The organism is Rossellomorea sp. FS2 (genome assembly GCF_047915635.1).
In the GTDB taxonomy this organism is placed as follows: Bacteria; Bacillota; Bacilli; order Bacillales; family Bacillaceae_B; genus Rossellomorea; species Rossellomorea marisflavi_A.
In genome coordinates this window covers 545,129-564,923 of the sequence record NZ_JBLRVS010000007.1, presented here as the reverse complement: position 1 = coordinate 564,923, position 19,795 = coordinate 545,129, and the positions used below count along the sequence as shown (strand labels likewise).

Below are 19,795 nucleotides of genomic sequence, written 5' to 3'. Positions count from 1 at the left end.
CCTATTCTGCCGATACAACCAATACTAAGCAGTGTCTGGAGTGAGTTTTGGTGAAAAAGAAAAAGAGGGGCCTTTCGATTCGAACAAAGTTAACAGGGGTATTTTCGACGTTATTCATTTTATCGTTGGCAGTCATTTTTGCGATTACTTCGTGGCAAACCCGGTCGAAGACGGAGGATGAGGTGATCAGGCAGTCGACAACCGTGGCGGGTGAAATGGGTGATTCCGTCGAACTCTTCCTCGGCCAGTTCGAGAAGAGCCTCATTCAGTACTCAAAGTCGAAAGGGCTGCTAGAATATGAAGCCTTCAAGATGACGGGGAATAAGAACGGAAAATCGGAAGAAGAGCTTACTCAAGGGGTACAGGAGGACTTTGATAATTATATCGATCTGTATGATGAATCGACTTCTATTTATATCGCTTCCCCGAACAAGAATCTCTTCATCGTTCCCGAGGCTGAATTGCCGGAAGGGTTCGATCCCACCGGAAGGGATTGGTTCAAGGCCGCTGCCGCTTCACAGAACGATGTGAATTGGAGTGACCCCTATGTGGATACGGCGACCAATCAGGACATCATCACGGCTTCCAAGGCCATTCTGGTGGATAACAAACTCGTCGGTGTCATTGGTGTCGATATCAATCTATCGAAGCTGACGGAACGTATCTCTTCCATGGAGTTAGGGTATGGTGGGGATGCCGTGCTGATCGGGGAGAATGGAACCGCCGTCGTCCATCCTACTAGGCGCGGTGAGAATCTATCATCCTTTACATTCATCAAAAAGATGCTTGATTCCACGGATGAGAGCGGAATCATCCACTACACACTTGAAGGGGAACGAAAAGTCATGATTTATGATACGATCCCCGGTACAGGCTGGAAGACAGGCGCCGTCTATTCCATGGATAACATCATAGGCAGTGCGAAAGATATTGAACGGCAGCTCCTTGTAACGGGCCTCATCACCCTAGCTGTCCTCCTCGTGGCAATCGCCATCGTCTCGAGAAAGATGACCCGCCCTCTGAAATCACTTCAGGCAACGGTGAAGCATGTAGCACGGGGGGATCTGACAAAGCGCTCCGATGTAAAAGCGAAGGATGAAACAGGTCGTCTGGCCGACGATTTCAATCAAATGATCGAGTCGATCTCCATGACGCTTCAGACTGTTCAGGATGCCTTCCTCAATGTGAGACAGGCTGCAGAAGGGCTCAGTGCCGTTTCTGAGGAGACACATGCGTCAAGTGAAGAGATGGCCTCTGCCATTTCGAGTATCGCCAGGACCGCCTCTGAAACGGCTTCTGATTCGGAGCGCGCCCAAAGTGGTAGCGAAAGCCTCGGGGAAAGCATCGACCACATCTACGAACAGTCCTATAAAATGTCGGAGCTTGCCATTGAAGTGGGCGAGCGGAATGAACAGGGAATGAATCAAATCTCCAAGCTTCGCGGGGCGTATGATACGTCCCAGCAGTATATGGACTCGATGCAACAGGTGATTCTTGGGTTCGGGGAGCATGTGAAGAATATCGAAAACGTGATGGCGACCATCACGGATATTTCCTCCCAGACCAATCTTCTTGCCCTTAACGCAAGCATAGAAGCTGCCCGTGCAGGAGAGCACGGGAAAGGATTCGCCGTCGTGGCAGAAGAAGTACGGAAGCTGGCGGACCAATCCGTCCAGGCAACCGAGAGCGTGAAGCGCACGATCAAGGATATCCAGGCGGGTTCCGACCAGGCAGTGGAAGAAATGAACCTGACCAAAGACACGTTCGATGCTCAGCTTGGCGTGTTGAATGAAACCCATGAGGTGTTTGACCGGAATGCAGCGGTCATGAGGAAAATCAATGAAGAAATCGGACATATGCATGAGGGGATCGAAGGGATCAATGGCGATAAAGACCAGGTATTCACCGTCATCAAGGCCATGGCAGAGGCTGCAGAAGAAACGGCTGCGTCATGTGAAGAGATGAATGCGTCAACAGATGAGCAACTGAAGGCCGTCCAGTCCATCACGGCGGCAGCTGAACAGCTCACCGACCTGAGCCAGGAACTCCAGGCGGCCATCGACCGCTTCAAGATCGCCCAATCAGAATAAACGATGTCGGCCGGACCGTGGGGATGCTCCCATGGACCGGCTGTTTTGTTTGTCATCTTAAAACGTTTCAAAGCCCGGGTTTATACGCATCCTATTTAGAGGGGAAATGACTGAAGAGTCCATAAGATGAAATTCCCTTCCAAAATTGATATGATGATACTATTGTATGTATTTCGCGAGGAGAGTAATGAAGTGAAAAATGCCCGCATCATCACAGAAGGCGCCATATCGGTGGCCATCTTTACTGTGTTTCTATTGTTTACGTTATATACACCTGTTATATCCATAGTAGGTTTGCTCTTCCTACCGCTCCCTTTCATGCTCTACAGTCAAAAATTCGCCCATCGTGATGCGGTGGTGATGTCGCTTGTAGGCATTGGGATTTCATTCCTTTTCGGCGGTTTACCTGGATTGGGCTTCGGTGTCCTGGGCGCTTCCCTCGGGACGGCCATTGGCTGGGCGTTAAAATCGGATATACAGAAGACCCACATCCTTTTACTCGGAACCTTGGTCACCACCATCAATGCCGTGGTCGCTTATGTGATCTCCATTAAACTGCTTGGGATGAATGTCATCAAGGAGAGCCTGGAAATGGCGAAGACTGTGGCGCATCAGAATTATGCAGCGATGACCGATCTTGGTTTCATCCAGCCTGATGAGAAAAAGCTGGAGCAGATGGATAACGTGCTGAAATTGATGAACGTGACCACGCCAGCCGCATTTGCAATCGGGGCTGCGCTATACACGTTCCTCATCCTGGCGATCAGCTTCCCGCTCATGAAGCGCCTCGGAAGGAATGTCCCATCTTTCCTTCGGTTCCGGGAATGGAAGTTCCCAAAGAGCATCCTGTGGTACTACATCCTATTGTTTGTGCTATCATTGGTCATTCAGCCTGAGAGCGGATCGTTTACATTCAGCGCGATCATCAATGTACAGATCATCCTTGGGATGCTGTTCACCATTCAAGGGCTTTCGTTCCTATATTTCTTCGGCCACATGAAAAATTGGTCGAAAGGTTTAATGGCAGTTGTGACCATTATTTCAATCCCACTCCTTTCTCTCGTCCGGATTTTAGGTATAATTGACTTAGGATTCGACCTCAGAGAACGCTTAAAGAATAAGTCATAGAAAAAATTTGTTGCAGGAGCTGACAGTATGCCTTCTTATTTCAATAAGCGAATGATCCGCTACCCACTGTACGGTCTTGCTGTATTAACGCTTCTCTTACTGGTAGCGATCGTGTTTTATAACTGGATCCTTGCGTTTGCGGGGCTCCTCGTATTCGGACTTGTCTTCTTCCTTGCCTTCTATTTCGAAGGAAGGTCCCACGATGAGACGGAAGAGTACATCTCTACCCTGTCCTACAGGGTCAAGCGCGTCGGAGAAGAAGCGCTGATGGAGATGCCGATCGGAATCATGCTGATCAATGACGAGTACTACATAGAATGGACCAATCCATTCCTCGCTTCTTGTTTCAACGAGGATACCGTCGTCGGAAGATCCCTTTATGATGTGGCGGACTCACTTGTCCCCTTGATCAAGCAAGAGGTAGACTCGGAAATCGTGACGATCAATGAACGGAAATATCATGTTGTGTTAAAACTGAAAGAACGATTGCTGTACTTCTTCGATGTGACGGAACAGAAGGAGATCGAGAAGCAGTATCATGAAGAACGAACGAATATCGCCATCATCTACCTGGACAACTATGACGAGCTCACCCAGGGGATGGATGATCAGACCCGGAGCAGCCTCAACAGCCTGGTGACATCCAACCTCAATAAATGGGCGCAGGAATACGGTGTCTTCCTTAAGAGAACATCGTCCGAGCGCTTCATCGCCGTCATCAACGATAAAGTCCTTCAGATTCTTGAAAAAGAAAAATTCGGGATCCTCGATGATGTCCGCGATTCCACATCCAAGCATAACGTCCCCCTCACCTTGAGCATCGGGGTAGGGACCGGCGTTTCATCCCTGCCGGAACTCGGCACGCTTGCCCAGTCTAGCCTTGATCTTGCCCTCGGGCGCGGAGGAGACCAGGTCGCCATCAAGCAGACGAACGGGAAGGTCAAGTTCTACGGCGGGAAAACGAACCCGATGGAAAAACGGACCCGTGTCCGTGCCCGCGTCATCTCCCATGCCCTGAAGGAAATCATGGTGGAAAGCGACAAGGTCCTCATCATGGGGCATAAGCATCCCGATATGGACGCGATCGGAGCAGCCATCGGGATCCGCAAGGTGGCCCAGATGAATCAGCGCGACGGGTATGTGGTGCTGAACTTCAACGAAATCGACAACAGCGTCAAGCGCCTTATGAAGGAAATCAAAGGAAATACCGATCTTCACAGCCGTTTCATCACGCCTGAAGAAGCGCTTGAGATGGCGACGGATGATACGCTACTCGTCGTAGTCGATACGCATAAGCCTTCCCTTGTCATCGAGGAGCGCCTCCTGAACAAGGTGGACAAGGTTGTCGTCATCGACCATCACAGACGGGGTGAGGACTTCATACAAAATCCGCTCTTGGTGTATATGGAACCATATGCTTCCTCGACTGCTGAGCTTGTCACCGAGCTTTTGGAGTACCAACCGAAGCACGAGAAAATCTCCATGCTGGAAGCGACATCGCTTCTCGCAGGTATCATTGTCGATACGAAAAGCTTCACCCTCCGTACCGGGTCCCGGACGTTTGATGCCGCCTCGTATTTGCGGGCACAGGGCGCCGATACGGTCCTTGTCCAGAAGTTCCTCAAGGAGGACGTGGCCACGTACATCAAACGGGCCCGCCTCATCGAAACCGTGGAGTTCTACCGGGACGGCGTCGCTATTGCCCATGCGCCGGACGAGGTCGTTTCCGATCCCGTCCTCATCGCCCAGGCAGCCGACACGCTCCTGACCATGGACGGTGTCATCGCCTCCTTTGTCATCTCGAAGCGGGATGAGGATACGGTGGGCATCAGTGCCAGATCCCTTGGTGATGTAAACGTCCAGATCATCATGGAGAATCTTGAAGGCGGAGGTCATTTGAGCAATGCCGCCACCCAGCTGAAACATAAAACGGTCCATGAAGCCGAAAAACTTCTGAAAGAAGCACTAGATGATTATTTCGAAGGGAGAAGAGAACTATGAAAGTCATTTTCTTGAAAGACGTAAAAGGTAAAGGTAAAAAAGGCGAAGTGAAAAACGTGGCTGATGGCTACGCACATAACTTCCTTCTCAAAAAAGGCCTGGCTGTAGAAGCAAGCAACGCCAACATCAGCCAGCTTGAGGGTCAAAAGAACAAAGAAAAGCAAATCGCACAGGAAGAACTAGAAGAAGCGAAAAAGCTGAAGGCAGCCATGGAAGAGCTTCAGGTCGAACTGAAAGCGAAATCCGGTGAAGGCGGCCGTTTGTTCGGTTCCATCACGAGCAAGCAGATTGCCGATGCCCTTAAAAAGCAGCATGACATCAAAGTCGACAAGCGCAAAATCGAGATGAACGACGCGATCCGCGCACTCGGCTTCACAAACGTACCGGTCAAGCTCCACACTGAAGTGTCAGCTACCCTTAAGGTCCACGTCACAGAAGAGTAAGAGATTGACATCTTCATTTCCAACGAAAACATGTTAAAATAGTACTAGAATGAAAAAAGGTGATTTGGATTCGGTCCAGGTCACTTTTTTTCCGTAAACGATACATGCCTCAATCATCAGCCTATAGTGGAAACCAAGAATTCCTCGTGCAGGAGGTCATATACAATGAACGAAATGTTTCAGGACCGGATCCCGCCTCAGAACATCGAAGCCGAACAGGCCGTACTGGGTGCGGTATTCCTGGAGCCAAGTGCTCTGACGACCACATCGGAGATCCTCATACCGGAGGACTTCTATCGTCATTCCCATCAAAAGATCTACAATGTGATGCTGAAGCTCGGTGACGGAGGGAAAGCCGTCGACCTGATCACGGTCACGGAAGAACTCGCTGCCGCCAAGGAACTCGAAGATGTGGGCGGCGTCGCCTACCTGAGTGAACTGGCTGGCTCCGTCCCGACGGCAGCCAACATCGAATATTATGCCAAGATCGTCGAAGAGAAGTCGCTTCTCCGCAGGCTGATCCGCACCGCCACCGACATCGCTTCAGACGGCTATGCCCGCGAAGATGAAGTCGATGCCCTTTTGGGTGAAGCCGAGAAAAACATCATGGAAGTCGCCCAGCGGAAAAACGCCGGAGCCTTTCACAACATCAAGGACGTCCTTGTCCGCACCTATGACAACATCGAGATCCTGACCAACCGTAAAGGGGACGTCACGGGGATCCCGACAGGCTTCGCCGACCTTGATCACATGACCGCCGGATTCCAGCGGAATGATCTTATCATCGTAGGAGCCCGTCCTTCCATGGGTAAAACCGCCTTCGCCCTGAATATCGCACAGAACGTCGCCGTCAAGGCCCGTGAAAACGTCGCGATCTTCAGCCTCGAGATGGGGGCAGAACAGCTCGTCATGCGTATGCTCTGTGCAGAGGGGAACATCAACGCCCAGAACCTCCGTACAGGTGACCTGAGTGACGAAGACTGGAGGAAGCTCACCATGGCCATGGGAAGCCTCTCCAACGCCGGGATCTTCATCGATGATACCCCGGGGATCAAAGTCGGGGAAATCCGCTCCAAATGCCGCCGTCTCGCTCAGGACCAGGGACTCGGCATGATCATGATCGACTACCTCCAGCTCATCCAGGGAAGCGGCCGCGCCGGCGAAAACCGCCAGCAGGAAGTATCGGAAATCTCCCGTGCCCTCAAAGGACTCGCCCGTGAGCTCCAGGTACCGGTCATCGCCCTCTCCCAGCTCTCCCGTGGAGTCGAGCAGCGCCAGGACAAACGCCCGATGATGTCCGACATCCGTGAATCCGGAAGCATCGAGCAGGATGCCGACATCGTCGCCTTCCTGTACCGCGAAGACTACTACGACAAAGAATCAGAGAACAAGAACATCATCGAAATCATCATCGCCAAACAGCGTAACGGTCCCGTTGGCGCGGTCTCACTGGCGTTCGTGAAAGAATACAATAAATTCGTGAATCTGGAGCGTCGATTTGATGATGCTCCAGCGTAGAGGAAGAGATCCGGTTTTGGCCGGGTCTCTTTTTTTGTGATCGGTTGAAATTGGGGTGGGATCGTTTGTAGGAGGTGCAAGGTATGCAGGGGCGGGGTGTTTACGGAGGAAAAGTGGATATCGTAAGAGTAGATGCTAAGCAGAGGGTCAGAGTGTGCGTTTGTGGCATGGCAAGAGGTTCGCTTTGGATATGGAGTTTGAGTGTTGAGAGAAGGTTCAGGCAGAGATTAGAGCAGTTGGTTTGAATGGGAGCATGGCGGCGGGATTCGCAAATAAGGAAGGCCTTTCGTATGTACCGTGCCGCACCCGCAAATGAAAATTCGAGCAGGATCGCCGTTCGTAAATAAAATGTTTGGTTTCACAAATAAAATTCAAAAAGTCACAACTATTTTTTTGAAAGTCGCAAGTAAATCCACTACTCTCGGACCAGTGCGTCCCCAATAGGGTCCAAACTCTATAAAATAGCCTGCGAAATAAGTCGGAATTTGTCGGTGGAGGTACAACTGGAAAATCACATTCAGTATCTCGCTGATAAATCACCCTGTTTTCCAAGTATCCCATACCTTTCACTCGTAACAGGAAAAAGTCGCAAATAAACATCAATCGACCCGAATCAAATTCACAACCAGCCATCTATCAAACGGCAAAAAGGAGGAAGCCACACACGGCTTCCTCCTTTCTATTTTTATTACGAACCGATCGTCGCATTCTGATGAGAATGGAGCCTCGTGAAGATTCCTCCTGCGTCCGAGAGGAGCTCTTCGTGGGTCCCGTCTTCAGCAATGCCATCTTCTGTGACGACGAGGATCCGGTCGGCTTTCCGGATCGTGGCGAGCCTGTGGGCGATGACCAGGGTCGTACGGTCCTTCGCAAGGTCGTTCAAGGCATCCTGGATGATCGCTTCTGTCTCGGTATCAAGGGCCGAAGTCGCTTCATCAAGGATGAGGATGCGAGGGTTCTTGAGGAACATCCTCGCAATGGACAGGCGCTGCTTCTGCCCACCGGAGAGCTTGAGTCCACGCTCACCGATCTCGGTGTCATACCCGTCAGGCAGGGAAGCGATGAGATCCGTCAGATGGGCGCGTCTGGCCGCCTCCTCGATCTCTTCCTGTGTCGCTTCGAGACGTCCGTAGGCGATGTTTTCACGCAGCGTACCGGCAAACAGGAAGACATCCTGCTGCACGATCCCGATCTGGGACCGGAGTGACGCCTTCGTCATGTTGCGGACATCGATGCTGTCGATGGTGATTGCCCCGTCCTGTACATCATAGAAGCGCGGGATGAGGGAGCAGATCGTCGTTTTTCCGGAACCGGATGGTCCGACGAATGCAACAGTCTGTCCCGGTTGGATCGTGAAGGAGAGGTCGTTCAGAATCGGCCGTTCCGCTTCATATCCGAACGTCACGTCGCGGAAGGTGATGCGCCCTTCAAGACTCTCCACTTCCACTGCATTCGGACGGTCTTCGATATCCGGCTCCTGATCCATGAGCTCCGTGAAGCGCTTGAAGCCCGCCATCCCTTTCGGATAGAGCTCCAGGAGGGCAGAAATCTTATCAATCGGTTTGAACAGTACGTTGATATACAGGATAAAGGCGACAAGCTCCCCATAAGAAAGGGCGCCGCTGAATGTGAGCCATGCCCCGTACACGAGGATGACCAGCGTCATGAGCCTTGTGGTGATGTAGATTCCGGATAGGTTCACGCTCATCACTTTGTATGCCTTCAGTTTTGATTTTCGGAAGAACAGGTTGTTCTTGTTGAAGCGCTCCATTTCATAGGACTCGTTCGTGAACGATTGCACGACACGGGAGCCTGATACGCTATCTTCCACGCGGCTGTTGACGTCTGCAATATTTCCGTACATCTTCGTCCACGCCTTGTTCATCTTGATGTTGGAATACGAAATGAGCCAGATGAGGAACGGCACGATGATGATCGCGACGAGGGCAAGCTTCACATTGATCGTCAGCATGATCCAGAACGCGCCCACGAACGTCATGACGGCAATGAACAAGTCCTCCGGTCCGTGATGGGCAAGCTCCCCGATATCCATGAGGTCATTGGTCACCCGGCTCATGATATGCCCGGTCTTTGTATTATCGAAGAAGCGGAACGACTGGCGCTGCACGTGATGGAACAGCTCCCGCCTCATGTCCGTCTCGATGTTGATGCCGAGCTTATGCCCCCAGTAGTTCACGACGAACTGCATAGACGAGCTGATCAGATAAAGAAGCAAGAGGCCGATGCTCACCGATACGATCGTGCTCCAATTCCCCTCTGGAAGGAGCGTATCAATGAACCACGATACGGCCATGGGGAATCCAAGTTCCAAGACTCCGACGAGTACGGCACAGAAAAAATCAATATAAAAAAGCCGTCGATGGGGACGGTAATACGAGAAAAATCGTTTGATCATAGGACCACTCCACCTTTATGTAATAGACAAAACATAAGATAATTTTACCATAGCACCGGTGTAGTGAGGAGAAAAGATTCATCATTTTTCACGAACGTATTCATTGTGTTTATTATTAAATGTTCGTGTTTTCGTTGACTTTCTTCCAGTGAGTTGATAAAATAAGCTTGTTTGAAAAAAGGGGAATCACGATTCCCGTCGGAGGTGCTCACATGTCTTCAGTAGTAGTTGTTGGAACACAATGGGGAGACGAAGGAAAAGGAAAGATCACTGATTTCCTTTCTGAACATGCAGAAGTAATCGCACGATATCAAGGCGGAAACAACGCCGGACACACCATCAAATTCGATGGCGAAACTTACAAATTACACTTGATCCCATCTGGAATCTTCTATAATGAAAAAATCTCCGTCATCGGAAACGGTATGGTCGTGGATCCGAAGGCACTCGTACAAGAATTGAAATACCTTCACGACCGTGATGTGAAAACAGACAGCCTGCGCATCAGCAACCGCGCCCACGTCATCCTTCCATACCACTTGAAGCTTGATGAAGTGGAAGAAGAGCGTAAAGGTGCCAATAAGATCGGTACAACGAAAAAAGGAATCGGCCCTGCTTACATGGATAAAGCTGCCCGTATCGGAATCCGTATCGCCGACCTTCTTGACCGCAAGTCATTCGAAGAAAAGCTTGAACGCAACCTTGAAGAAAAGAACCGTCTCCTAGAGCGTTTCTACGAAACAGAAGGCTTCAAGATCGAAGATATCCTTGACGAGTACTATGAGTACGGTCAACAAATCAAGCATTACGTCGTCGATACATCCGTCGTTCTGAACGACGCCATCGACAACGGACGCCGCGTCCTATTCGAAGGAGCACAAGGTGTCATGCTCGATATCGACCAGGGTACATACCCGTTCGTTACATCATCCAACCCGGTAGCTGGTGGCGTGACCATCGGTTCAGGTGTCGGCCCAACGAAGATCAACCACGTTGTCGGTGTATCCAAAGCGTACACGACCCGCGTAGGAGATGGCCCGTTCCCGACTGAATTGACAGACGAAATCGGTGACCAAATCCGTGAAGTAGGCCGCGAATACGGCACAACCACCGGCCGTGCCCGCCGCGTCGGCTGGTTCGACAGCGTCGTCGTCCGTCACGCGCGCCGCGTCAGCGGATTGACTGATCTGTCACTGAACTCCATCGACGTCCTAACCGGCATTGAAACATTGAAAATTTGTGTCGCCTACAAATACAAAGGCGAAATCATGGAAGAGTTCCCGGCAAACCTCAACATCCTTGCCGAGTGCGAGCCTGTCTACGAAGAGCTTCCAGGCTGGACCGAAGACATCACAGCCTGCAAGACGCTCACAGACCTTCCAGACAACGCACGCCACTACCTCGAGCGCGTATCACAGCTCACAGGTATCCCGCTATCGATCTTCTCTGTCGGACCGGATCGTTCACAGACGAACGTGGTTCGCAGCGTGTGGAGTGTACGATAAGATTGGTTTGATTGATGGACCTGGCCCTTTGGGGTTGGGTCTTTTTTTGATTGGATTGGTTGGGGGCGGTACGAGTGGAGTTGGCAACAATAGCGGCGTAGTTGGTAATAAAGTGTGGAAGTTGGGAGATAACGTACTGTACTAGCAATAACCTTTAAGAATCGGTAATGACATTTTCGGCAAATACGTGAGTTGGTAATAAAATTTGAATTGTCGGTAGAAAAAAATCAATTGTCGGTAGAAAAAATTAAAAAGTCGGTAATAAATCCAACCAGCACCTTGAAAAAGTATTAATTTTCGGCTCATAAAGAGGATTTCGGTACAATTCAGCGAAAAAGGTATGAATATCGTTTAAGGAGAGTGATGCTATGAAGATAAAAGAGTTAGAAATCCCCGCAATCGTCCACAAGTTACAAACCCTTTCCGAAAGAATGAAAGAACACTCGACTAAACTTCCTCATGTGAAATCAGACCTAAGCAAATTCTTATCCGGATACAACGGAGAGAAATCCCTTGAGTTTCACCTTACATTTTTACAAGAAGAACTCTATCATATTCTTCATGATGTCCGGTTGTATGATGGAGAGCGGTTCTTTCAGATCGACGTCTTAGTCATCTCGCCGTTTTTTGCCGTCATCGCCGAGGTGAAAAATCTCTCAGGTCATATCACGTTTGATGGGAAGTTCAATCAATTGATTCAAAGTAAGAATGGACAAGAGAGGGCATTTCCGGACCCACTGCTACAAGTACAACGGCAAATCACTCAATTTAGAGCATGGTTAAAGAAAAGCTCACTTCCACAAATCCCCCTACATGGCATGATTGTCATGAGTAATCCTTACTCAGTTTTAACGTCCTCAGATTATGAGGCAGATAATCTAATAGTAAAACCTCCTTCTCTCGTATCCAGCATTGATACCATTAAGAAACAATACGACCAGCCCTTTATCACTCAAAAGGAACTGAAGAAGCTAACCAAACAAATTCTTATAAAGCATGAGCCTGATCAGAGTCCCATACTAGACCGTTACGGACTTGAAAGAACCGATATCATCAGTGGTGTATTCTGTCCAGAGTGCAACAGCTTTCCAATGAAACGAGTTTATAAATACTGGACATGTCCCAAATGCTCCTGCCGATCGACCAGTGCCCATTTATCTGCTTTAAAAGACTATTACCTTCTTTTCGGAAAGACCATCACTAGTAAACAACTCAGAGAATTTCTAATGATTGACTCTTATCAACTTGCGACACGCCTCCTCCAATCCACCCCCCACCTAACCAAATCCGGCCACTACAAAAGCACGTTCTACACCATTTCCGAGCAAATAAATCTCTAAATTATTCCCCGAGAAATAATTTTCGACGAAAAAAGACAAAAAACTATTGCAGGAGTGTTTTGCTCTGTGATAATATTAATTTCGTTGTCACGAAAGAGGCCTGATAGATGTAAGATATAAACGGCCGAATCGTGTTTATATATATCCTTTTTTAGAGCCATTAGCTCAGTTGGTAGAGCATCTGACTTTTAATCAGAGGGTCGAAGGTTCGAATCCTTCATGGCTCACCATTATTTTTGTGGCCCGTTGGTCAAGCGGTTAAGACACCGCCCTTTCACGGCGGTAACACGGGTTCGAATCCCGTACGGGTCATTTTTTCATTCCTTCATTGGGATTTAAAAATAGACGATCCACCATGTGGGTCGCAAATTTTTATTCGTGATTTGTCGAAATTTTCCGGATTTAAAAGCTTTCGGCATTTGATGTGGGATGTTTAACACCTATGTCGAGTATGGTCACGAATGTGTTGTAGATTTATTTTCGCTATTGCGAATCCTAATGATAGCTATTTTCCTGAAGCAAAGTTCATGATCTTCGCATTCGAGAAAAAGTAATGATAGCTATTTTGCTATCGCAAAAAGCTCTGGTCCGGTAGTTCAGTTGGTTAGAATGCCTGCCTGTCACGCAGGAGGTCGCGGGTTCGAGTCCCGTCCGGACCGCCATTTTCATAGTGTGGCTCAGTAGCTCAGTTGGTAGAGCAATGGACTGAAAATCCATGTGTCGGCAGTTCGATTCTGTCCTGAGCCATTTATAAAAAGTACTGCGACGACGTTGCCTCTCGTAGTACTTTTTTATTATGCTTTTTTGTCATCTTCCTGTAATATTCCCCGCTCTTTTCACCCATGTTTCCCCATGTTTATTGCAATGTCCTTACATTCCCAATTCCCTCTATGACAAGCTTCACAGCCCATCTATCAATCGATTGTCCTAGTCGTTGATACAGTTTTTTTACAATCATGATACATCAGCCCGGAATTCGTTGAAATATGGTAAATTGGGTTGGTATGAGTGATTGAAAGACTACTACGATAGACATGCATGTCTTGTAATAGGAGGAAAATCAATGAAATTGGGGTTACCATCATCACCGTTTCCCTCGCTGAAAAGAGCAGGTGCGATTGCCCTTGTGCTGGGAGCATTTACGACGGCGTCGAGTGCTTCTGCTGCTGAGGACTTTAAGACGGTGTATCATGTATATATGGGTTCTGAGTATGTCGGGGCCGTGACGGATAAAGCGGAAGTGGATGCTGTGCTTGAGAAGAAGCTTTCCAAAGCCATGGATGAACATAAGGATATCGATCTTGATTTTAATAAAGAAGTAACTTACATACCTGAAGATGTATTTACGATTGAATCACAGGATCAGGACGTGTTGAATACCGTCCAGAATTCGGTTTCTGTCGAGGCGAATGCCTATGCCGTGGAGGTGGACGGTGAGCCGGTGGCCTACGTGAAGGATGAGAAGGACGCCGAGGACGTGCTCAAGGCGTTCAAACTCAATCATGTTTCGAAAAAAGAACTGGAAGATTACGAGAATCGTAAGGACGACGAGTCCCTGCCGGAGCTCGGGGAGAATGAGTCCAGGATCCTGGATCTTTCGTTCAAGGAGCAGGTGGAGACGAAGGAAGCGAAGGTCGATCCGGATGAAGTGGTTTCGGTGAAAGAGGCTGCGAAGGATCTTGAGTCTGGTAAAGTCGAAGAGAAGGATTACAAAGTGGAGCGCGGCGACAGCCTTGGGGAAATTGCCAAGGAGCATGACCTCTCCATGGATGACATCCTCGACTTGAACAAGGGCGTGAAGGCTGACGAGGCGCTGAAGGTCGGTGAGAAGCTTGTGATCAAGGAATCTGAACCATTTCTTCATATGGTGGTGAAGAAGGAAGTCAACAAGCTTGAAGCAATCGACTATGAGAAGAAAGTGAAAGACGATGCGTCCATGACGAAGGGCGATACAAAGGTCGAGCAGGCCGGTAAAGAAGGCGAGAAATCCGTGACCTATGAGGTGACCGAAGAGAACGGTGCGGTTGAATCAAAGGACGTGAAGGATGAGGAAACGCTGAAGAAGCCTGTGGACTATATCGTCCTTAAAGGAACAAAGGAGATCCCTGGCCGCGGGAACGGAAACTTCGTCTGGCCGACGAACGGGGGATACATCTCCTCCAAGCAGGGTGAGCGCTGGGGTAAATTCCATAAGGGAATCGATATCGCGCGTCCGACCGATCATATGATCAAAACCGTGGATAACGGTGTTGTCGAGTCGGCAGGATGGAATGACGGCGGCTACGGCAACAAGATTGTCATTGATCACCAGAATGGCTATAAGACGATTTACGGACATTTGGCTTCCATCTCTGTAAAGGCCGGTCAGAAGGTCGAGCAGGGCCAGAAGATCGGCGTGATGGGGGATACGGGGCAATCAACCGGTGTCCACCTGCACATCGAAGTGTATAAGGACGGAAAGATGCTGAATCCATTGGACGTACTTCATCAATAGATTTCATCACGAGGGGACTGACATCCATTTTGCAATGTCAGTCCCCTTTGTTATATTGGGAAGAAGGAGTTTTCTGAGTAAAAGGTGATTTAATATGAAGAAAGTGATAAATTTAAAGAGAGTATCCTGAATCAAATTCGTTTAAATAAGGAGATCAATTCATATGGATAAGAAAATTCTAGTCGTTGACGATGAAAAACCCATTGCTGATATACTGCAGTTCAATTTGAAAAAGGAAGGATACGAGGTTCACTGTGCGTATGACGGGGATGAAGCCGTGCGTATGGCAGAGGAAATCAAGCCGGACCTTGTGCTTCTTGATATTATGCTTCCAAACCGTGACGGCATGGAAGTGTGCCGTGAAATCCGGAAAAAATATGAGATGCCGATCATCATGCTGACGGCGAAGGACTCAGAGATCGACAAAGTCCTCGGCCTTGAGCTTGGTGCGGATGATTATGTAACCAAACCGTTCAGTACACGCGAGCTGATCGCCCGTGTGAAGGCGAATCTTCGCCGTCACCAGCAGGGTGCGGCCCAGGTGGAAGAGGATGAGAATAATGAAATCACGATCGGTTCACTCACGATCCATCCCGATGCGTATGTCGTGTCGAAGCGTGGAGACACCATTGAGCTGACCCATCGTGAGTTCGAGTTGCTTCATTATCTTGCGAAGCATATCGGACAAGTCATGACCCGTGAGCATCTCTTGCAGACGGTGTGGGGCTATGACTACTACGGGGATGTCCGTACGGTCGATGTGACGGTGCGTAGGCTCCGCGAGAAGATCGAGGATAATCCGAGCCATCCGACGTGGATCGTGACGCGACGGGGTGTCGGGTACTACTTGAGAAACCCAGAACAGGAGTAATCGGATGAAGAAAGTCGGATTGACCCGTTCCATCCATCTTAAGTTCGTGATGATCTATGTACTCCTGATCCTGCTCGCCATGCAGATCATCGGGGTGTACTTTGTCCGCTCCCTTGAGGAACGGTTTGTGAATAACTTCAAGACCTCCATCCAGAACAGGGTGGAGATCCTTCAGTATACGGTGAAAGAAGAAATGCTCAAAACCCGGACCGATACCGATCCGAAGCTTGAGGACGATCTGAACCGGATCCTGAGGGACAGCAGGACGAACGATATCTCGGAGATCCGGGTGATCAATGCGAAGAGCCGGGTCATCGGGACGTCTGGACAGAATGAGCAGAACCTCATCGGCCAGGCAGCCGGGGAAAAGGAAGTCAAGCGGGCCCTTGCCCTCGGTATCAATCATAATGACATTTATTTTGATAAAAAATCAGGTGATCGGATCTGGGTGTTCACGGAACCGATCGAGAGCAATAACGAAGTGATCGGGGCGATGTTCGTCGTCGGACAGATCGAGACGGTCTATGATCAGATGAATGAGATCAATGCGATCTTCACGAGGGGGACGATCATCGCCCTTGTCATCACGGCGATCCTTGGGGTGCTTCTGGCCCAGACGATCACGCGGCCGATTTCCGATATGCGGAAGCAGGCCCTGGCCATGTCGAAGGGGAATTTCTCCCGGAAGGTCAAGGTGTACGGGTATGATGAAATCGGTCAGCTCGCCATCACCTTCAATAACCTGACGAAACGGCTTCAGGACTCCCAGGCGTCGACAGAAGGGGAGCGAAGGAAGCTGTCCTCCGTCCTTTCCTATATGACGGACGGGGTCATCGCCACCGACCGGAAAGGCCGGGTCATCCTCATCAACGATCCCGCAGCAAACATGCTGAATGTTTCACGTGAAACGGTGGTGTCGCAGCCGATCGTTTCCCTTCTTGGGATCGAAGAAGAGTATAGCTTCGAGGATCTTTCCAATACCCAGGACTCCATCATCCTGGACTACAGTACGAATGAAAAGCCGTATATCCTGCGCGCGAATTTCTCTATCATCCAGAAGGAGACGGGCTTCGTGAACGGCTTGATCACCGTGCTTCATGATATTACGGAGCAGGAGAAGATCGACCTGGAACGCCGTGAATTCGTGGCGAACGTGTCCCATGAGCTCCGGACGCCGCTCACGACGATGCGAAGCTACCTGGAGGCCCTTGCAGAAGGAGCCTGGCAGGACGAGAATATCGCACCGCGTTTCCTTGATGTCACCCAGAATGAAACCGAGCGGATGATCCGTCTCGTCAATGACCTGCTGCAGCTGTCGAAGATGGACAGCAAGGACTACCGGTTCAACAGGGACTGGATGGACTTCATCGGGTTCTTCCATAAGATCATCGATCGCTTCGAGATGTCGAAGAATCAGGATGTCCGCTTCGTGCGGATCCTTCCCTATCAGGCGATGTTCGTCGAGATCGATCAGGATAAAATCACGCAGGTTTTGGATAATATCATTTCCAATGCGCTCAAGTATTCTCCGGAAGGCGGAACGATCACGTTCATCGTCGAGGAGAAGAATGGGTTCATTGAAATCAGCATTTCCGACCAGGGGCTCGGGATTCCGAAAGACAATCTCGGTAAAATCTTCGAGCGGTTCTACCGCGTCGATAAAGCGCGGACCCGTCAAATGGGTGGAACCGGCCTTGGTCTTGCCATCGCGAAGGAAATGATCACTGCGCATGGCGGCGATATCTGGGCGGACAGTGTAGAAGGAAAAGGGACGACCATCACCTTTACCCTGCCTTATGACGCTCTTCAAGAGGATGATTGGTCATGAACTACGAAAAATTCAAATCCATACTGCTGACCGTCCTGGTGGCGATCAGCATCTTCCTGACCTACAGTCTATGGACGTATCAACCACGTTATGAAACAATCGAGGATCAGGATAACCCCGTGAAAGTGACCGTCGGGGAAAAGCGCCCGGAAGATGAGCTTGCGCCTTCGTTGATCAAGCCGTTCAAACTCCTGTACCATCAGGCCGATAAGACCCTCGGTACGTCGAATCAAAAAGAGATCGATAAGGTCATGGAGGACATCGGGACGTGGAACGTCTATGATTTCTCCCAGGTGCAATTGAGCGAACAAGATCTAAAGGAAGTGTCCAAGGGAGAAAATCGCATCGAAATCATCTTCCCTGACAATGTCCCCCTATCGGTCTACAGCCAGATCCTGAATCTGGACAGCTCGTCGGTTCCGAGAGCCGATTTCGAACGTATCATCATCGATTTGAATGATAAGGGGCTTGATTCCAGTGCCGTTTTCTTCCTGCCAAAGGAAACGAAAAAGGGGACGACCAGCGTTTATACAGCCCGTGTCGACCAGAACAGCGTCAACACGTTCGCCAGTCGATACTTGAAAAAGCTCTCCCTTCAATATACAGAGTATATGGAATATGCGCTGACGGACGACCGGACGATCTATCTGCCGCTTGCGAAGGATGAATACATCAGCTATCAGTACTTCACCGACCTGGATTCCATAGAGGATTATAAGAATGCCCTGTTTATCGATGGGAAGAGCATCAATCTCTCGTCAAACGGAAATGTCGACACGTATATCTCTGTGTACAGTCTGATGACCGTGAATAAAGATTACAACACGCTCTCCTTCGTGTATCCCACAGAGGAGAGAGTCGAGCCGTGGCCGTCTTATCATCTGCTTACGGAGACCATGAGCTTCGTCAATGAGCACGGCGGTTGGACGGACAAGAACTTCCAATTCTTCTCGATCAATCCGGATCAGAACAAAGTCACCTACCGACTCTTCGTCCAGAATCTTCCGGTATTCAATGATCAGGGAATGGCGGAAATCACGGAGACGGTGGGGACCAACTCGGTCAATAAGTATAGCCGCCCTTATTTCACCCTGGACTTCTCATCTAGCGACTTCTCGTCGAGCGCTGTGTCGAAAGAACAGCTTCCAAGCGGTGCCTCTGTCATTACGATGCTCCAGGACGCGAAGAGCATCGATCTCGATTCCGTGCAGGATATCGTGGTCGGATACAAGATGACCCGAAACCCGGAGGATAGCCGGAAGCTGAACTTTGAGCCTTCCTGGTATTATAAGTACGACGGTAATTGGATCAGACTGGATACGGAGCAAAAGGAGGATGTCTTGAATGGATTGGAGTAAGACGAAAACGATCTTCATCGTCGTATTTCTCATCTTGAACGTCTTCCTGGTCTCCACGTTCATCAGCAAGGTCTCTGAAAGCAACCTCGATACCCTCGGTCAGTGGACGATTGATGAACAGCTGAAGTCTGAGAATATCAAGTATCCAAAGGACCTCTCCAGTGAAGTCGTGAGGGAACCGTATATTGAAGCGGTGGCGAAGAAGTTCAAATCAGAGGATCTGAAGGACTTGAAAAATCAGGATGCTCGAATTATGAACGAGAATACGATAAACTCAGTATTGAAGGATCCTTTACCGATCAGTGAGAAATTCAAGCCCGAAGAACTCAATGAGTTCATGAAGGTGAACATGATCGATGGGGACAAGTACAGCTACTGGGATATTGATAAAGAAAAAGGAACGATCACCTATTTCCAGACGTACAAGGATAGGAAGATCTACAATAATACGAACGGGATGATCGTGTTCCAGCTCAATCAGAGCAATGAAATCGTCTCGTACACCCAGACGATGTTCGACAGCATCAAGGAACTGAGCGACGAGCAAAAACCGATCATCACCCCGTTTGCAGCATTCGGCAACCTCTATAACACCCAGCGCATTCCTGCTGGCAGCACTGTGGAACGGCCGGTTCTCGGCTACTCCACCTTTGTGCCTTGGGAGGAATCCCAGGTGCTGGCCCCTACATGGCATTTCGTCGTGAAGAATGGGGATGAGACAGAGGATTACTATCAGAACGCCTTCGAAGGACAATTTTTGGAGACGAGCACGACAGATAAAGACAAACCATTGGAGTGAGAGA

General features: G+C 49.5%; 13 protein-coding genes and 4 tRNA genes. 16 read left to right on the top strand and 1 reads right to left on the bottom strand.

What is annotated here, in order from left to right:
* Positions 1 to 50 precede the first annotated feature (50 nt).
* From ACNA6I_RS22145 to dnaB, 5 genes are all read left to right on the top strand, one after another.
* Positions 51 to 2,090, top strand: a complete 2,040-nt coding sequence (locus tag ACNA6I_RS22145; protein WP_416314196.1) for a methyl-accepting chemotaxis protein — start codon at positions 51 to 53, stop codon at positions 2,088 to 2,090.
* A gap of 192 nt (positions 2,091 to 2,282) precedes the next feature.
* Positions 2,283 to 3,218, top strand: coding sequence for a YybS family protein (locus ACNA6I_RS22140; RefSeq protein ID WP_416314195.1), 936 nt, complete (start codon positions 2,283 to 2,285; stop codon positions 3,216 to 3,218).
* 27 nt (positions 3,219 to 3,245) lie between these two features.
* The gene (locus tag ACNA6I_RS22135) at positions 3,246 to 5,219 is read left to right on the top strand and encodes a DHH family phosphoesterase (RefSeq protein WP_048004592.1); all 1,974 of its coding nucleotides are present in this window, start codon (positions 3,246 to 3,248) and stop codon (positions 5,217 to 5,219) included.
* Complete coding sequence (rplI, locus tag ACNA6I_RS22130) at positions 5,216 to 5,662, top strand: 50S ribosomal protein L9 (protein ID WP_048004593.1); 447 nt, start codon at positions 5,216 to 5,218, stop codon at positions 5,660 to 5,662. The genes ACNA6I_RS22135 and rplI overlap by 4 nt, the downstream gene beginning before the upstream one ends.
* A 165-nt stretch (positions 5,663 to 5,827) precedes the next feature.
* Positions 5,828 to 7,180, top strand: a complete 1,353-nt coding sequence (dnaB, locus tag ACNA6I_RS22125; protein WP_048004594.1) for a replicative DNA helicase — start codon at positions 5,828 to 5,830, stop codon at positions 7,178 to 7,180.
* Positions 7,181 to 7,868: 688 nt separating this feature from the next.
* On the opposite strand, the gene ACNA6I_RS22120 is transcribed toward dnaB, so the two are convergent.
* A complete protein-coding gene (locus ACNA6I_RS22120; RefSeq protein ID WP_416314194.1) occupies positions 7,869 to 9,596 on the bottom strand; it encodes an ABC transporter ATP-binding protein in 1,728 nt (575 codons plus the stop codon).
* 212 nt (positions 9,597 to 9,808) lie between these two features.
* Between ACNA6I_RS22120 and ACNA6I_RS22115 the strand changes: the two genes are divergently transcribed.
* The 11 genes from ACNA6I_RS22115 (at position 9,809) to ACNA6I_RS22065 (ending at position 19,791) form a co-directional block, all read left to right on the top strand.
* Positions 9,809 to 11,101, top strand: coding sequence for an adenylosuccinate synthase (locus ACNA6I_RS22115; protein ID WP_048004596.1), 1,293 nt, complete (start codon positions 9,809 to 9,811; stop codon positions 11,099 to 11,101).
* 368 nt (positions 11,102 to 11,469) lie between these two features.
* A complete protein-coding gene (locus ACNA6I_RS22110; RefSeq protein WP_416314193.1) occupies positions 11,470 to 12,441 on the top strand; it encodes a nuclease-related domain-containing protein in 972 nt (323 codons plus the stop codon).
* A 154-nt stretch (positions 12,442 to 12,595) separates the two neighbouring features.
* Positions 12,596 to 12,671: transfer RNA gene (locus ACNA6I_RS22105), tRNA-Lys, on the top strand.
* A gap of 10 nt (positions 12,672 to 12,681) precedes the next feature.
* Positions 12,682 to 12,753 (top strand) — tRNA-Glu (locus ACNA6I_RS22100).
* Positions 12,754 to 13,026: 273 nt separating this feature from the next.
* Positions 13,027 to 13,103, top strand: a tRNA-Asp gene (locus tag ACNA6I_RS22095).
* A gap of 12 nt (positions 13,104 to 13,115) precedes the next feature.
* Positions 13,116 to 13,188 (top strand) — tRNA-Phe (locus ACNA6I_RS22090).
* A 316-nt stretch (positions 13,189 to 13,504) separates the two neighbouring features.
* On the top strand, positions 13,505 to 14,935 hold the full coding sequence (locus ACNA6I_RS22085; protein WP_048015810.1) for a peptidoglycan DD-metalloendopeptidase family protein: 1,431 nt from the start codon (positions 13,505 to 13,507) through the stop codon (positions 14,933 to 14,935).
* A 163-nt stretch (positions 14,936 to 15,098) separates the two neighbouring features.
* Positions 15,099 to 15,806 carry a response regulator YycF gene (gene yycF / locus ACNA6I_RS22080; protein ID WP_048004599.1) on the top strand — a complete coding sequence of 236 codons (708 nt, stop codon included), beginning with the start codon at positions 15,099 to 15,101 and terminating at the stop codon, positions 15,804 to 15,806.
* A gap of 4 nt (positions 15,807 to 15,810) precedes the next feature.
* Positions 15,811 to 17,634 carry a cell wall metabolism sensor histidine kinase WalK gene (gene walK, locus ACNA6I_RS22075; protein ID WP_414130784.1) on the top strand — a complete coding sequence of 608 codons (1,824 nt, stop codon included), beginning with the start codon at positions 15,811 to 15,813 and terminating at the stop codon, positions 17,632 to 17,634.
* On the top strand, positions 17,631 to 18,992 hold the full coding sequence (locus ACNA6I_RS22070) for a YycH family regulatory protein (protein WP_048004601.1): 1,362 nt from the start codon (positions 17,631 to 17,633) through the stop codon (positions 18,990 to 18,992). The genes walK and ACNA6I_RS22070 overlap by 4 nt, the downstream gene beginning before the upstream one ends.
* A complete protein-coding gene (locus ACNA6I_RS22065; RefSeq protein ID WP_048004602.1) occupies positions 18,979 to 19,791 on the top strand; it encodes a two-component system regulatory protein YycI in 813 nt (270 codons plus the stop codon). The genes ACNA6I_RS22070 and ACNA6I_RS22065 overlap by 14 nt, the downstream gene beginning before the upstream one ends.
* The last annotated feature ends 4 nt before the right edge of the window (positions 19,792 to 19,795 follow it).

Coding starts and splice junctions, on each gene's coding strand:
- ACNA6I_RS22135 (WP_048004592.1), top strand. CDS start 3,246: ATGCCTTCTTATTTCAATAAGCGAATGATCCGCTACCCACTGTACGGT.
- rplI (WP_048004593.1), top strand. CDS start 5,216: ATGAAAGTCATTTTCTTGAAAGACGTAAAAGGTAAAGGTAAAAAAGGC.
- dnaB (WP_048004594.1), top strand. CDS start 5,828: ATGAACGAAATGTTTCAGGACCGGATCCCGCCTCAGAACATCGAAGCC.
- ACNA6I_RS22120 (WP_416314194.1), bottom strand. CDS start 9,596: ATGATCAAACGATTTTTCTCGTATTACCGTCCCCATCGACGGCTTTTT.
- ACNA6I_RS22115 (WP_048004596.1), top strand. CDS start 9,809: ATGTCTTCAGTAGTAGTTGTTGGAACACAATGGGGAGACGAAGGAAAA.
- ACNA6I_RS22110 (WP_416314193.1), top strand. CDS start 11,470: ATGAAGATAAAAGAGTTAGAAATCCCCGCAATCGTCCACAAGTTACAA.
- ACNA6I_RS22085 (WP_048015810.1), top strand. CDS start 13,505: ATGAAATTGGGGTTACCATCATCACCGTTTCCCTCGCTGAAAAGAGCA.
- yycF (WP_048004599.1), top strand. CDS start 15,099: ATGGATAAGAAAATTCTAGTCGTTGACGATGAAAAACCCATTGCTGAT.
- walK (WP_414130784.1), top strand. CDS start 15,811: ATGAAGAAAGTCGGATTGACCCGTTCCATCCATCTTAAGTTCGTGATG.
- ACNA6I_RS22070 (WP_048004601.1), top strand. CDS start 17,631: ATGAACTACGAAAAATTCAAATCCATACTGCTGACCGTCCTGGTGGCG.
- ACNA6I_RS22065 (WP_048004602.1), top strand. CDS start 18,979: ATGGATTGGAGTAAGACGAAAACGATCTTCATCGTCGTATTTCTCATC.